This window comes from Chloroflexota bacterium (assembly GCA_020161265.1).
GTDB lineage: Bacteria > Chloroflexota > Chloroflexia > Chloroflexales > Herpetosiphonaceae > Herpetosiphon.
The window spans coordinates 496,925-511,148 of record JAIUOC010000001.1; the positions used below are offsets into that span (position 1 = coordinate 496,925).

Here is a 14,224-nt window from a genome sequence, read left to right on the forward strand (position 1 = left end):
GGGTAGGTGGAAAATTCTCACCTACTCCGTTACTTTAGGACTGCGTTAACCCTCTTTTTGGTGGAGCACCAGATGGCTGATCGAGTATTTGTGGCGATGCAAATGGCTTTTAGATTTGAACTAAGCATGGATAGCAGTTAGCCAATCAGTAATGCAACTGGGCTAAGACCCTATGCGGAATAATGATCGAGCATTTGTGATAGATATTGTCGAAACTCTTCAACATAGGCTTGCGGTTCGATAACTTTGAGCTGAGTGCCGAAACTTGCTAAAAATTGAAATCCCCGCCGATCGTAAGGAACATCCATGGTTGCTAATAAAAATGCCGAACCATGGTCTTCAAGTTTGCTTCGCCCATAGCGTTCGATAATTTGATCTTTGATGCTCGGCGCTATCCATGCCTTAATTGTGATAAATTGTGGGAGATAACTCGCTTCATAGCCCTGCTCTGGCCAATCATCGCGAGGCTGAAACACCCGTGCTCCCAGCACAATCTGATCGATCCGCGCTAATTTGAAACTGCGGTATGCCTGGCGATCTAAACAAAAGCCCCGCAAATACCAACTCGATTCGCTAAAATGGAGCGCGTAGGCCTCGACCATGCGCTGGGTTATAGCCCCGTCTTTATCAATATAATCAAACGAGACCAGTCTTTGCTTTAAAATCGATTCTTGACATATCTTTAAGGTTTCAAGCAGCTCAGACCGACCTTCCCAAGTATAAAACGACAGGTGAATCGTTCGATTGAGCGCTAATTGCCCAACCATTGCCTCGATTTTTTTAATCGTTCTTGCAACTTCTTCAGTCAGGAAGATTTGTTCCAAGCCGCCAAGTGCAGTCAATATATTATGCAAATCAGCGCTAGTTAAGAGCCGTTTATCAACTTTGTATTCTTCCATGATGCCATAGCCGCCTTTGACCCCCTGAACCGCGTAGATTGGGATATTTGCTAAACTCAAGGTTTCCATATCGCGCAGAATAGTTCTTTTGGAAACATCGAAGAGCCGTGAAAATTCCTTTGCTGAAACAAGCTCTTTTTTTAGCAAGATCATGATAATTGAAATCAGGCGCTCCACTTTGTCCATCATTACCCTCTTTTGCTCCACGATTTCATAACGATGACATCAACCTGTCACCTTTTACTGATTATACTCCCGATATCAGGCATAGCAGGGTTTGATTTCTGCCAACCATACCAAACGAATGACAAGACATCAGCTGTGCCGATTTTTCTTAGGAACAAAAGCTAAGGAGCAAATGTAATGGTTAATCCAACCGATTTTCCCAAGCCAACCCTCATTTCCGTCAACGGTGTTGAACTCGAAGTGTTTGAAGCAGGCCAACGCCAAGGCGGAAAACCGATTGTTCTGTGTCATGGTTGGCCCGAACATGCCTTTTCCTGGCGCTATCAAATGACCGCGCTTGCCACAGCAGGCTACCATGTTATCGTGCCAAACCAACGCGGTTATGGCAACTCATCACGCCCGACCGCTGTAACCGCCTACGATATTGAACATTTGTCAGGCGATCTGATCGCCCTGCTCGATCATTATGGATATGCCGATGCTACCTTTGTTGGCCATGATTGGGGAGCAATGGTGGTTTGGGGCTTGACCTTGTTGCATCCCACACGAGTCAATCAGCTGATTAACCTGAGCGTGCCCTACATTGAACGTGGAGAAAAACCGTGGATCGAGTTCATGGAAGCGATGATTGGTAGCGATTCCTATTTTGTTCACTTCAATCGCCAACCAGGTGTTGCCGATGCGATCTTCGAAGCCAATCGGTTTCAATTTCTGCGCAACCTGTATCGAAAGAACATTCCACCGACTGAGCCACAACCAGGTATGCCATTGATCAATCTTGCCAGAGCCGAAAAACCACTCGGCGAACCAATTATGAGCGAGAGCGAGCTAGCCGTTTTTGTCTCAGCATTCGAATCGTCTGGCTTTACGGGTGGCCTCAATTGGTATCGAAATCTTGACCGCAACTGGCACTTGTTGGCAGCAGTCAACCCAATTATCCATCAGCCGACCCTCATGATTTACGGCGACCGTGATTCAGTTCAAAAATCTGCCACGTTGGCAACGTTCGTGCCCAATGTAGAAGTAGTCAATCTGGATTGTGGTCATTGGATTCAGCAAGAAAAGCCAGCAGAAACAAACCAAGCAATGTTAAGCTGGCTGGAAAAACAGGAGCGCAGGCTAGAGCGGGAACGTTAGCGAACGCCGCATTTAAAAACCCCCTTGCTCTAGCCAAGCAAGGGGGCAAAGACAGGTAAATCAAGCCAGATTATTGCGTTTGAATCAGCACTCCTGTTAAACCATTCATGGCCGCCCCAATCGTCAGATTAAAGGTATGACTATCGTTCACTGCTTGCAGCATTGTCCCTTCGGCATTTTCGTAGATGCTGCTCACCGTGTAGCCTTGGCTAGCAAGCTCAGTTTTATAGAAAGCGACGACATCGGCGATGGGCATACTTGTGCTATAGCTCATCAGGCTCTCGTCCATCAGCAAATTTTGGGCATCCTCCAGTTTTGGCAAGCTACCCATCAACGTATCGGCCACTTGGGTGCAGCTTGCAGGCACAGCAAAAGGGCCAATTTGATTAATTTGATCAAGTTCGATCGTGGTTTCAGTGATCATGCTGTTGCCTTCAGACGAGAGATCCATACTCGAACTTGATTTGATCAAAATACCTTCAGGCGTAATCCAAAAATCGCCTTTGATGATCATGCCAGCTGCATCGCTCTCAACCTGGTAGTGGGCTGCCGTCATGCCGTTGATGCTCTCAGCCTCGGCAACTAACGTTGGCTCGAACGAAGCCGCCAAGGCGTTCAACATCCCACCATTGAATGAACGCGCCATATCGAAGGTCTGCTCCATCATTTGAGCATCGAGCACTGTGGCATTACAAATTTGCTCGGTGCCAGTATCCTGCACTTGATAAACCGAACCATCGATCAGCCAAGTGCTATTAGTTGGATCAGGCGTATTGGTTTTTACTTCGAGATGCACCGCCAAAGGCTGATTTATGCGTTCTTCCAAGGTTTCGCTGATCGATTCATTTGATGATTCGGCGTTTTTGGTGCTAATTTTAGTGATGCTGCGCAAACGATAGCTTTGCAAGGTTTTGAGTTTTTCAGCCGTTTTTTGCGGATCAGTCAGTTGATCGATTAAGTCGTTGGCTTGGTTGCCAGTGGCTGGCGCTGAATTGGCTGTTTCAGGCACAGCGGTTGGCTCAATTTGCGCGACAGGCGTTGGATTTGATTGCTGCGGCTCGCTCCCACCACAGGCACTGAGCACAAAACCCAACAATAATCCACATGCTAAACGATTATAACGGCTTGGCATTGATTTCGCTCCTTGATTGCAATGTGTTTCAGCTACAGCGCTACTATAGCCATAAACCAGCCGCAAGCTATGACAAAACTTGTCAGTTGTTGCCAGCATTATCCAGAGCAAAGTATCAATTATTGGGCTAAAATGTGGCTAATTATTAAATTTTTTTACAAATTAAGTAAAATCGGCTAGTATAGAGCCATCGATTGATTATTTAATTAAGGAGGCAAGCTGCAATTCTCACGGCCTTACCGCGTTGTGGTCAACATTGTTGCTCAGGTGGAGGTACGACCGCCATGTTGGAAGCGTACTGGATAACTGTTTGTTGCAACCATTTGTTGAGGAGGCTCGCTTGAAGCGTCTATGGCTAAGTACGTTGGTTGTCGGCTGTTTGCTTAGTTTGGCTAGCCCTACGGACACTGCTGGGCAGACTCGTTTGAAAGAAAAAACACCTGAACAGTTGGCTGAGGCCGAAGCACCTGCGGTTGCAGGCCAATATTTGATCAAATTCAAGTCTGGGCTGAGTAAATCTGCTCGCAACAATACCCTCAAAAACCTCGGAGTCGATCAACTCCAACACCTCGATAGCCTTGATCTCGAGTTAATTGAAGTTGCTGCGCTCAAACAAAACGCTACTCCAGCGCAAACTGAACGCGTGCTGGCCGAGCTAAAAAATAATCCAGCGATCGAATATATCGAGCCAAACTACATTTACGCTCCGCTGTATACGCCGAATGACCCAGGTTTGGGTCAGCAATGGGCTTGGGGAGTAATCAAAGCCTATGATGGCTGGAACATTACCCAAGGCAGCCCCAGCGTGATCATCGCGATTGTAGACACGGGCATCCAAACCAACCACCCTGATCTTGATGCTAAAATTGTGGCTGGCTACGATTTTGTTGATAACGACACCAACGCCATGGATGGCAACGGTCATGGCACGCACTTGGCTGGCACTGCCGCTGCCGAAACCAACAATAGCACTGGTGGCGCGGGCTTATGCCCCAATTGCCGCTTGATGCCAATTCGGGTATTTAATAATAATGGCAGTGGCACGTTGGCTGCCGTGGCGCAGGGAATTACCTTTGCCGCCAACAACGGAGCCAAAGTCATCAACTTAGGCTTGGGTGGCAGCGCCTCAACCACTTTGCAAAACGCAGTTAATTATGCTTGGAATAAAGGTGCATTCCTGACCTGCGCAGTTGGTGGCAGCAACTCAGGTACGCCAACCTATCCAGCGGCCTATCCCAACTGTTTCCCCGTGGCGGCTAGCGGCAAAACCGATATTAAAACGCCTTCATCGGGCTATGGCACATGGGTCAAAGTGGCCGCACCAGGTGCAAGCATCTATTCAACATGGCTGAATGGCGGTTATAGCACCATCAGCGGTACATCGACTGCAACCGCCCATGTTTCAGGCTTGGCAGGCTTATTGGCCTCACAAAACCGCACCAACGCCCAAATTCGCGATCGTATTTGCGCCACCGCTGATCCAATCGCGGGCACTGGCACCTATTGGTCGTGTGGCCGAATTAACGTTTATGCTGCGGTACAATAAGCTTCATTGAAAGCGTGATGACAGCCTCGCGTCTGCTTTGACGCGAGGCTGTTTCTTTTCAACTTGGGTCGTCGGGGTGTTTGGGGAGATCGGTTGAGGCAAAGGGCGAAAGCCCAGAATGTTTGGGCCAAATAATCATATCGGGGGTTGTGCCATGCTGCGTCATCACGTGGGTTAGTTTTTCATGCAACCGATCGCGTTGCGCTTGTACCTCGGCTTGGCGGGTTGGTGGCAATTTGGCAAACACACTGGGGTAGGCCAAATTATGCCGTTCCTCGCGATCAGCGGCTAAATCGTAAAGCTCATACTCTGGTTGCGCCCCCGAAAATGGATCATAGTACACCGCATATTTCCACGATTGCTCAACCACACAACGAATATGGTTAGCCCCAGGCACATACATATACAAATCATCGTAGGTGAAATGCAGATGATCTTGTACTTCGCGCTGCTGATTATGCAAAATCGGTGTAAGATCATTGCCTTGAAACTGCCAGCGTTCGCGTTCGGGTACATTGGCAATCGTCGCGATCGTTGGCATTAAATCGATCAAACTAGCTAAGGCATTGGTTTGCACGGGCTGAGGGAAAAGCTTGGGATTGCTGATAACAAAGGGGATATTTAAGGTTTCTTGATAGACATTGTACATTTTTTGGCGTTGCCGTCCATGGGCCATCGCCATATCACCATGATCACTGACGCGGACAATCACGGTATCGTCGTACAAACCTTTGTGTTTGAGCGCATCCAGCACGCGTAAAATTTGATGATCGACATGGCGACAAAGATAAGCATAAAAGCGGCAATAGCCAAGTTGAGCCTCGTGATCATTGGGGCCAATCACCCCATTACCCGCGTTGCTCAAACGACGAAAAGCGGTCTGAGCTTTGGGCTTGGTACTCAACGATTCATTCACAGTTGCTGGTAAACCAATCGGCAAATCAGCAAAGGCGGCACGATTGTAGCCCGCTGCCTCAAATAATGGCACTTGTTGCCCATCAATCGTCACCGCTGCCGTGCCAGTGCCAGGAAAAGCCAAGACATCGTGGGGATTAACCAGCGACACAATCAAACAAAATGGTTGTTCGGAATCGTAGTGTTCAATCCAGTTCAAAATGCTTTCAGATTCTAAAAAAGCGCTGGGCAACTCGCCATATTTGGCAGCTTTGCCATGACCACTCACAAAACGCCCATCGTTATTAGTATCGCCACCGCCCATATTCGCAATCGCCAAATTATCGCCAGCATCGGGCATGCCCCAAGCATCGAAGCCCCAATACTTGGCCAGATGTTCGCGATCAGCCTCTGTCCAATATTTCTGATTCAGTGAGGTGCTAAATTGAGCTGGTTTGGTCAGATGCCATTTGCCTTTGTAGGCAACCTGATAGCCTGCCGTGCGCAACATTTTAGCCAGATTTTGCAGATTACTGCGCAACCCTTGCTGTCGCCGCTCCTTAACTCCGGTTGCGGTTTTCTCGCGTAAATCGTTCATATTATCGAATTCGAGCACTTCGGTTACACCATGATGGGCGGGGTAAAGCCCTGTAAACAAGGTGGCTCGACTTGGCGAGCAAGTGCATGCATTGGTATGACCATTGGTAAACGTTACACCCGTTTGCTTTAATTGCCGCATTGCTGGCAGCTGGGCATCGGCCCAACCATCAGGCCAATGCGGATTACCACTTTGCTGGTCGGAGATAATCAGCACCAAATTCGGTTGCCGCCGCAGATCGCCAAACGCCATCCTAGCCTCCTTGTTAATTACCAAACGGAATAATCCATCCTGCATGTGCTTAACGAATCAGGCCTACTAGTTTTGAAATCGATTTAGTGTTATAACCAAATTAATCTAGCAGTGTAGCTAGGTTTATAGCTGCAAGGAGCCAACGATGAGCACGTTGAGTAGTACCTGCCCAGAATGTGGTGCAACGTTTATGCCCAAACTGATCGAAGCGCAGCCAGTTGGTTCGGCCAATCCTGATCATACCTTTGTTGAAGTTGCTGAGAAATTCGCCTGCTCTGAATGTGGCGAATGGCTTGAGGCTCAGGTTCGGCGTGAAATTGCCAGTGGTTTAGCGAGCCAGATTGCACCCAGAGCCGCGATTGCCACGCTTGAGGCTTGGGATTGTCGCGGCTGTCGCTTTTCACCAAGTGGTGAACAGCTTGCGGCTCAATTTGGTCGGCAAATTCATATTTTTCAACGCCAAGGCCAGCAATGGCGCTTGACCCTTACATCGCCAAAACGCGAGAGCTATACCCTGATCGGCTGGTTGGGCGAGGAAATGCTCATAGCCGATGATGCGATTTGGGATTTAACCAATGATATTATGTTTTGGCAAGATACCCAACGGATGATCTTCGTGAAGGATACAGCCTTTGATCCTCGGCAACTGCTGGTGCTACGGGGTGTGGCAGTTGAACGCCGACCACACTATAAGCAAATGCTTGAAGCCTACCAACTCAGCACCAATGAAGAAATTCGGCTTGAAATCGGCGAGCTGCGCAACGTTAATGATCATGTGGTTTGCTGGAATGTTGAGCGAGGGGCCAGCTTTTGTGCCCGACCACAGGTTTCGCGGGCTGCCGCCAAGCACGATTCAAGCGCAATCGAGCTGTGGCATTACGATTTGGTGAGTGCCAGTTTCCAACCGAGCGTCGCCAAAACCCTTGAGCGCGGACTAATTCAACAGGCGTGGTGGCAAGCTGATGGTAGCCTGTTAGCAGTTGCATGGTATCGCGACGTTGAGTTAGCCCCAGGCCAAAGCCATGCCTATGGGTTAGTACAATTGGATGGCACGACGCTTGAAGTGCTGCGCGAACAACGTTGGGTTGGACCACAACGGGTTAGCTCGCAACTTTATTTTCGACAGGCAGCAACCTTAGCCAATGGCACGATCCTCTGGCACGCAAATAGCATCAGCCTGCTTGATGCTGCTACGTGGGAGGTGCATGAAACCTTGAACTATCAGCCAACACCGCGCGAAAATGTGGCGTTTAGCCCTGATGGCAGCAACTATGCCATCGGCAGGCCCAACGATTTAATTATTGTTGATTGTGCGAGCAACCGCGCCTGGTCGTTGCGGCGCGAGCGTGAAATTCGGCTGCTCAGTCGAGTTTAGTGAAATTATGTCAAATAAACCAGCACCTTTACTCAAGCCATGGAAAGCCTTCAGGATCGGCATTGGCTTGTTCGATCAACCGGGCTAGATTATGGCTACGCACCTGGTTCAAAAAAGGAAAATCTTGTGGGCAAACCGTGAGGCGAGCGATTGGGGCAACCTCATGCAGACTGGCCCACTCCATAATTTGCAGGGTCATGCCACGTTTGTAGCTGGTTGGCTTGGCAACAAAGCCTTCGCGGGGCAGAAGGTAAATCGTGCCAGTACGCCATGGCTGGCTTAGATAAGCCTGATCGTCAATCGAGAAAAAGTAATGGGGATCAGCGAAACTACCATCAGGCTTAACCTGACGAAAACAGGCATTCAACAACGAAACTTCCTGCGGCTCACGCTCCAGAATCGCATAAAAAATTGGCCAAATCCCATCAGAGGCAGCGTAAACCGCCCGCTGATTGCCAAATTCAACAATATCGTTGGCCTGCCGTGGCACAAGCTTGCTCAAACTTGGATTGCCCGAGCCATGAAAGAGCACTGGTTTATATTCAGCCAAATACACCAAAAATGGCCAACGCGGCCCAGCCAGCATCCCAGTCAGATCAAGAAGTGTCTTCGAACGCTCAATTTCAGCCCACAACGCCTCAAATTGAGCGATTAAGGCTGGTTCACTTGGCAATGGTGGGCGACGCAGATAATAATCGGGTTGCATAGAAGTCCTCATTTAATTCAAGCGAGCTAATTGCTGTTCAAGCCAGGGCACGCTATCGAGCAAGGCAGTGCCAAGCCACGGGTAGTGGGGAATCAACGGCACAATGATTGGCCCCAACTGCCACAATTCGTAACTCCTTTGGCAATCACGCCATGTGGTTTGAATAATCTTGATAACAGCAGTGATTTGCTGACGCTCAAGGTAATAATGAATGATTTGTTGCAAACTGCCAGCTCGATTATCAGCCTCGTAGATCTCGCTTGTTAACTGATAGGCAATTATCGGCTGATCGGCTTGGATTAAGCGGGCAATCAAGTTACAAATGACCTCATCTTTGACTGGATGACGCTCATCGAACAGAATCAACTGGTATGCCAAATAAAGCTCGCCTTCTTCAATACAACTTGCAGTAAGATCCTGAAATATCCAAAAATCAAAGCCAAGTTGGCTCAGCTCACTAATAATCACTTGTAGCTCTGGCATGGCTTTGATCTTCAGATACGCTTGGGCAACGGTTACAAGTGCAGCATATTGATAGTCACGATCAGGAATACTAATTGCGGCTTGATGGGCTTTGACCAAAAACTCGGCATGACCATGGGCTGCATAGCTTGTATATATTTTAGCCAACGCCTCAAGAGCAGTATCTGCATAGCCCTGATCTAGGCTTATTTGAACCAGCTGCTCAACAGAATCCAAAAATGCCTCGATAGCCGAATCTGGAGCATAGCCAAAATACGTTTCAGCAAGCGCTTGGTAGCCAGTGGGAAACGCCGTAGCCCGCTTATGTGCATAGTTTAGCCAATCAGCAAACGCTACAGCATCGCATTGTTCGGCAAAGGCCACCGCAATTGCGCAAAGCGCTTCAATATACCAATCGATCTGGCCGAATACTGCTTCCTGCTCGCGAAAAATCTGTAACAAGCGGGCTAAACATCCTGCATCACCATAGTTAATTTGGGCAACCGCAAGATCTCTGAGATACTCAAAGCGACGATGCGACTCTCGAACGGTCTCACAGGCTGAGATTGCTTCAGGATGCACTTGGGTTGCCAGCTCAGTTAGCCCGAGTTGGCTGGCTTTGATCGCCAGTTTACAAGCACTTTTAGCATAGACATCCGCAAAATCATTAAATAATCGAAGCAGCTGATAGGCTTGCCTAACATCATCAGCCTGAAGATAGGCTTCAAGAATTGCCGCAATCAGCTGATCATGGGCTTGCGGATCGTCGATTAACCGCGCAAGCTCTACTAGACTGGCAAGTTTATGTTGGGCTTGATAGCTTTTGAGCAGCCACGCTTCATATTGGAGCAAGGGATGGTTTAGGAGATGTGGCTTGTGTAGTAGAGCTTGATCAACGTCGCTCAGCAAAGTTTGGGCGATGGCGGTTAATCCAAGCTGCAACGCTGTATCAGCTAGCTCGCAAAGGGTTTTTAGTGCAGACAGGCCATCGGGGTTAATTTGGGCAACCCGTTGCCGCGCCGCAAGCAATAACGATTCGCTAGCAGCAGATTGCTGCTGGTTGGTTGTGCTCAACACCAGCCCTTGAGCTGCTTGGATAAACTGATAATCTTGATCAATTGATTGAATAATCTGGGCTGCTTGGGCAAGTTCGCCTTGTTCAGCATAAACTTTCGCAATCTGCTCAACGAGATCATTATCAAACCCATACTCTCCTAGCGTAAATAAGCGTTGAATCAATGGCTCGCAAAGATCGAGATAGCCATAGCGCTGGGTACTTTGCACAAAGTGTAGGTTATGTTCATCCCGATTATACCTTTGGCCGCTCAAAAAGAGTGCTAATACTTGTTCAAACACACTACGGGCTTGCTCATGCAAATTGTGGCGAGCATAGGTATCGGCAATGACTAACAAACTTGGAATCGAATGTTCCCGCTCACGCGGGACGGTATTGTGTGCCAGCTGCATTACTGCCAGCATTTGTTCAAATTGCAAATTTTGAGCATAACTGCTTGCTAGCAAACAATACGCTTTAACTTTGTCCCAATCGGAACCGATTAATTCAATCAGGCGTTGGGCATCTGCAAATTCAGCATGAGTACAATACCACTCAACCAGTGCAAAACAAGCCGAATCACGAAAATATGGAGTGGTCATAGCAATAGCCAACTCAGTCGCTATTGCTACTTCAGCGCGATCACGATAAAACATGATCAGATCACACCAGACTTGTACTGATTGAATTTTTCGATGCAAACTTGTGGCCTTGGTCAAATCGCCCTGTTGCACATAGCTCTTAATCACCGCCAACCACGCACTGGATCGCAGATCGGGGTTTAAGTGTGCGCTCATGGTTTGGGCTTCATCCAGCAATGCTAGGGCTTGTTGCTGATTACCCAGTCGCCATTCGAGCAGGGCAATCAAACTATTAATTTCAACAATATGCTCCGCTTGGGCCAAGGGCATAATGCCGGCCAATACGTGTCTGGCTGCATCAAATTCTGCGTCTTCAATCAAGGCATTGGTTACATTCAAGGCATGCTTAATCCGTGCTGCTGGTGCTTGAACATACCCGATTATGGCTTGAGCATAGGCTAAATCATGCTGTTTGATCGCCACGTCAATCAAATGTGCCAGCGTTTCATCACGACTATCACCAAGGCTAATCGCAATTGGATAGGCCATTTTCAGCAAGTCATAGTCGGCATAGGCGACCGCAACGAGATACAACGCATAATCGCGATGACGCGAATCGGAGATGCTACGGGCTGTTTGCTCCATGCGCTGGAAGATTCGCCAGCGTACATCAGATTCTAGATAGGGCAATAGTTGCGACCAAACTCGCACTTGGGATACTTGATTCGAACAAATATCAAGCTGGGCTAGCGCCTCAGATACCCGCCCAAGCATCGCCAACATGACAAAATGGTAGTCACGCCAACGATCAGCATGGGCCGTGAGGCTGGTGCGCAACAGGCTATAGCGCCACAAGCGCGGCAAGAGTTCAAGCTGTTGTTCGATGCTCTGGCCAGCAGCAATCACGCTCTCGCGGGCACGATCCAAATCCAAACCATACAAGCGGGTGCTTGGCTCAAACCGCACTTTGTGCTCACCATACTCGCCGACATCGATCACCTGCCACAAGGCTCCCCACTGTTCCGCATAAGCCAAATGGGTAATGTAATGCTGCCGCGCATACCAGCGCCGTGCCTGTTCGACCGGTTCTGCACTATCCTGCCAAATCTGGTCAAGCGCGGCTCCGCACCACTGCGCCATCCGTCCATGCCACACACGACGTTCTGCCGCCGCAAACTCGTAGTGCTGCAAAAAATCGTGAAACAACAAATGGCGCAAGGCCACACGCTGATCAGCGGCAACACTCACCCAATCGCCCATCAGGGGCAGCACTTCGGCAATCGCCTCAACCGGTTGTTCAAGAATCGCCGCCAACACCGTTGGCTCAAGCGGTTCTTGGGTCACCACCAACACCGCCAACAACGAGCGAATCAGCGGTTGCCAGTGGTGCGGCGCTGCTTGTTCGATCCGCCCAAGGCTTAGTCGAAAGAGATTGGTCGCGTCAGCGCTGGCGTGGTTGAGTAATGCAGGCAATTCATTAGTCGAAGTGTGGCGCAGCACAGTAGCCGCCAGCTCGACCAACAAGGCATTGCCTTTGACTGATTGTGCTAAACCGTGCAATCGCGCTGGCTCCAGCATCGGCTGCACCTGCTGCCAACGCCCAATCGCATCCTGTTCGCGCAATGGTGGCACCTGATAAACGACCCCGTGTTCAAGCGCTAAACTAGCGATCGTCTCTTTAGGTCGCGAGCCAAGCACCATCACGATGCCAGGCGGCAATTGCAAGGGCAAAAAGCTGAGATCGCGGGTTCCATCCACCTCAGGCTGTAATTGATCTAAGCCATCGAGATAGATCGTTTCGCTGATGCCACGCGCTGAGAGCGTTTGTAACAACTGGCCAAATTCAAGGCGTAAAGCGGGGTAGCTATCGGCAGGAAAATAGCGATCCGTCAGATCGTGTTTGAGCATGAGTTGGGCAACGATACTGCGCAGCACGTCGAGTTGATAGGCACGACCTGGGGTCAGCGCAATAAAATGCTGGGGCGTTTGGGCCAGCCCAGCGCTCACGATTAATTGAGCGATCAGGCTGCTTTTGCCCGCACCAGCCTCGCCCGTTACCAACACATAACCACCCGTTGCATGGGTTTGATCAATTAATTCGCGAATCGCCGCTTGTTCGGCTTCACGGCCAACGAAGCCTGTGAGCCGCAGTTGCAACAAACGAGCACTTTCACGCTGGTTAGCAGCTTCCTGCAAAACCTGATTGTGCATTGGTAGTATCCTCTCTTCTATTCAATCAATCGCGCCAGATCATAGCACAGATTTATTTGATTATATGTTCGATCGCAGGACACGCAGGACACGAAAGCTGAAACCACGAAGAACGCGAAGAGCGCAAAGGCTGCTTATTCCAATGCCCCGAACCCGAACCCCTGAACCCTGCCCCCTCTACTGAAAGTTGAAAAAACCTAGGGCTTCTACTATAGTGCCAGCACAGATTTATTGTGTGGAAGGATCTCAATATAATGGCAAATACCCAAATTCGCTTTGAAGATGGCGCAACCTATGAGCGCTATATGGGCATCTGGAGTCAGCTGGTTGGTGCTAAATTCCTTGATTGGCTTGCCCCCAAAACTGGTTTAAATTGGCTTGATGTTGGTTGTGGCAACGGAGCGTTCACCGAAATGGTGGTTGAACGCCATCAGCCAAGCATGATCACCGGGGTCGATCCATCGGCGGCTCAAATTACTTTTGCTCGGCAACGTTTAGCCAATTACCCTGCTGAACTGCATGAAGCTGATGCTATGGCCTTGCCGCTGGCGGATAATAGTGTGCATGCGGCAGTCATGCCGTTGGTTATTTTCTTTGTGCCTGAGCCAGCTCAGGGCGTGGCCGAAATGGTGCGGGTAGTTGCTCCAGGCGGCAGCGTTTCAGCCTATGCTTGGGATATGTTCGGCGGTGGATTTCCCTACTTCTTGTTACAACAAGCCTTGATCGATGCAGGCATTAGCGTCCCACGTCCGCCGAGCGTTGAGGCCTCGCAACTGTCCGTTATGCACGAACTTTGGCTACAAGCAGGCCTGACCAAGGTTGAAACTGCGGTAATTAAAGTACGGCGCAATTTTGTAGATTTTGCCGATTACTGGGAAACTGTCACTGGCGCACCCAGTGTAGGCCCGCAAATTCGGGCGATGACGACCACCCAACAACAAACAGTTCAAGCACAACTGCAAGCGAGTTTACCAATTGCCGCCGATGGTCACATTAGCATCGAAGCCCATGCTAATGCAATCAAAGGTGTCGTAGCAGAATAACGTGATTAAAGGTGGCGATTGGATTTGTATCGCCACCAAATTCTGTTTTACAGATTGTTATTGATCGCAAGCTGTAAGCCCGTTGTAATACTCTATTAATATCTCAGCGCTATACTAACAACAGCAACTTGGATCTATTTGGGCTAGC

General features: G+C 49.2%; 9 protein-coding genes. 4 read left to right on the forward strand and 5 right to left on the reverse strand.

Annotated elements, in window-relative coordinates:
* Positions 1 to 170: 170 nt before the first annotated feature.
* The gene (locus tag LCH85_01670; protein MCA0350680.1) at positions 171 to 1,085 is read right to left on the reverse strand and encodes a YafY family transcriptional regulator; all 915 of its coding nucleotides are present in this window, start codon (positions 1,083 to 1,085) and stop codon (positions 171 to 173) included.
* Between the two features lie 177 nt (positions 1,086 to 1,262).
* Between LCH85_01670 and LCH85_01675 the strand changes: the two genes are divergently transcribed.
* Positions 1,263 to 2,222 (forward strand): alpha/beta hydrolase, encoded by a 960-nt coding sequence (locus LCH85_01675; protein ID MCA0350681.1) that lies wholly within the window; start codon positions 1,263 to 1,265, stop codon positions 2,220 to 2,222.
* A gap of 70 nt (positions 2,223 to 2,292) precedes the next feature.
* On the opposite strand, the gene LCH85_01680 is transcribed toward LCH85_01675, so the two are convergent.
* On the reverse strand, positions 2,293 to 3,354 hold the full coding sequence (locus LCH85_01680) for a hypothetical protein (protein ID MCA0350682.1): 1,062 nt from the start codon (positions 3,352 to 3,354) through the stop codon (positions 2,293 to 2,295).
* Between the two features lie 340 nt (positions 3,355 to 3,694).
* On the opposite strand from LCH85_01680, the gene LCH85_01685 reads away from it, so the two are divergent.
* Positions 3,695 to 4,900, forward strand: a complete 1,206-nt coding sequence (locus LCH85_01685; protein ID MCA0350683.1) for a S8 family serine peptidase — start codon at positions 3,695 to 3,697, stop codon at positions 4,898 to 4,900.
* A 58-nt stretch (positions 4,901 to 4,958) separates the two neighbouring features.
* On the opposite strand, the gene LCH85_01690 is transcribed toward LCH85_01685, so the two are convergent.
* On the reverse strand, positions 4,959 to 6,644 hold the full coding sequence (locus tag LCH85_01690) for a sulfatase-like hydrolase/transferase (protein ID MCA0350684.1): 1,686 nt from the start codon (positions 6,642 to 6,644) through the stop codon (positions 4,959 to 4,961).
* Between the two features lie 145 nt (positions 6,645 to 6,789).
* On the opposite strand from LCH85_01690, the gene LCH85_01695 reads away from it, so the two are divergent.
* Entirely contained in the window at positions 6,790 to 8,019 is a 1,230-nt protein-coding gene (locus tag LCH85_01695; protein MCA0350685.1) for a hypothetical protein, read from the forward strand.
* 28 nt (positions 8,020 to 8,047) lie between these two features.
* On the opposite strand, the gene LCH85_01700 is transcribed toward LCH85_01695, so the two are convergent.
* Together LCH85_01700 and LCH85_01705 are read right to left on the reverse strand one after the other, a co-directional pair.
* The gene (locus LCH85_01700; protein MCA0350686.1) at positions 8,048 to 8,725 is read right to left on the reverse strand and encodes a hypothetical protein; all 678 of its coding nucleotides are present in this window, start codon (positions 8,723 to 8,725) and stop codon (positions 8,048 to 8,050) included.
* Between the two features lie 12 nt (positions 8,726 to 8,737).
* On the reverse strand, positions 8,738 to 13,033 hold the full coding sequence (locus LCH85_01705; protein ID MCA0350687.1) for an AAA family ATPase: 4,296 nt from the start codon (positions 13,031 to 13,033) through the stop codon (positions 8,738 to 8,740).
* A 254-nt stretch (positions 13,034 to 13,287) separates the two neighbouring features.
* Between LCH85_01705 and LCH85_01710 the strand changes: the two genes are divergently transcribed.
* Positions 13,288 to 14,076, forward strand: a complete 789-nt coding sequence (locus LCH85_01710; GenBank protein ID MCA0350688.1) for a class I SAM-dependent methyltransferase — start codon at positions 13,288 to 13,290, stop codon at positions 14,074 to 14,076.
* Positions 14,077 to 14,224: the final 148 nt, after the last annotated feature.

Excerpts from the sequence above, each read along its gene's own strand:
- LCH85_01670 (MCA0350680.1), bottom strand. The coding sequence starts at position 1,085 with ATGGACAAAGTGGAGCGCCTGATTTCAATTATCATGATCTTGCTAAAA.
- LCH85_01710 (MCA0350688.1), top strand. The coding sequence starts at position 13,288 with ATGGCAAATACCCAAATTCGCTTTGAAGATGGCGCAACCTATGAGCGC.
- LCH85_01690 (MCA0350684.1), bottom strand. The coding sequence starts at position 6,644 with ATGGCGTTTGGCGATCTGCGGCGGCAACCGAATTTGGTGCTGATTATC.
- LCH85_01695 (MCA0350685.1), top strand. The coding sequence starts at position 6,790 with ATGAGCACGTTGAGTAGTACCTGCCCAGAATGTGGTGCAACGTTTATG.
- LCH85_01675 (MCA0350681.1), top strand. The coding sequence starts at position 1,263 with ATGGTTAATCCAACCGATTTTCCCAAGCCAACCCTCATTTCCGTCAAC.
- LCH85_01700 (MCA0350686.1), bottom strand. The coding sequence starts at position 8,725 with ATGCAACCCGATTATTATCTGCGTCGCCCACCATTGCCAAGTGAACCA.
- LCH85_01680 (MCA0350682.1), bottom strand. The coding sequence starts at position 3,354 with ATGCCAAGCCGTTATAATCGTTTAGCATGTGGATTATTGTTGGGTTTT.
- LCH85_01705 (MCA0350687.1), bottom strand. The coding sequence starts at position 13,033 with ATGCACAATCAGGTTTTGCAGGAAGCTGCTAACCAGCGTGAAAGTGCT.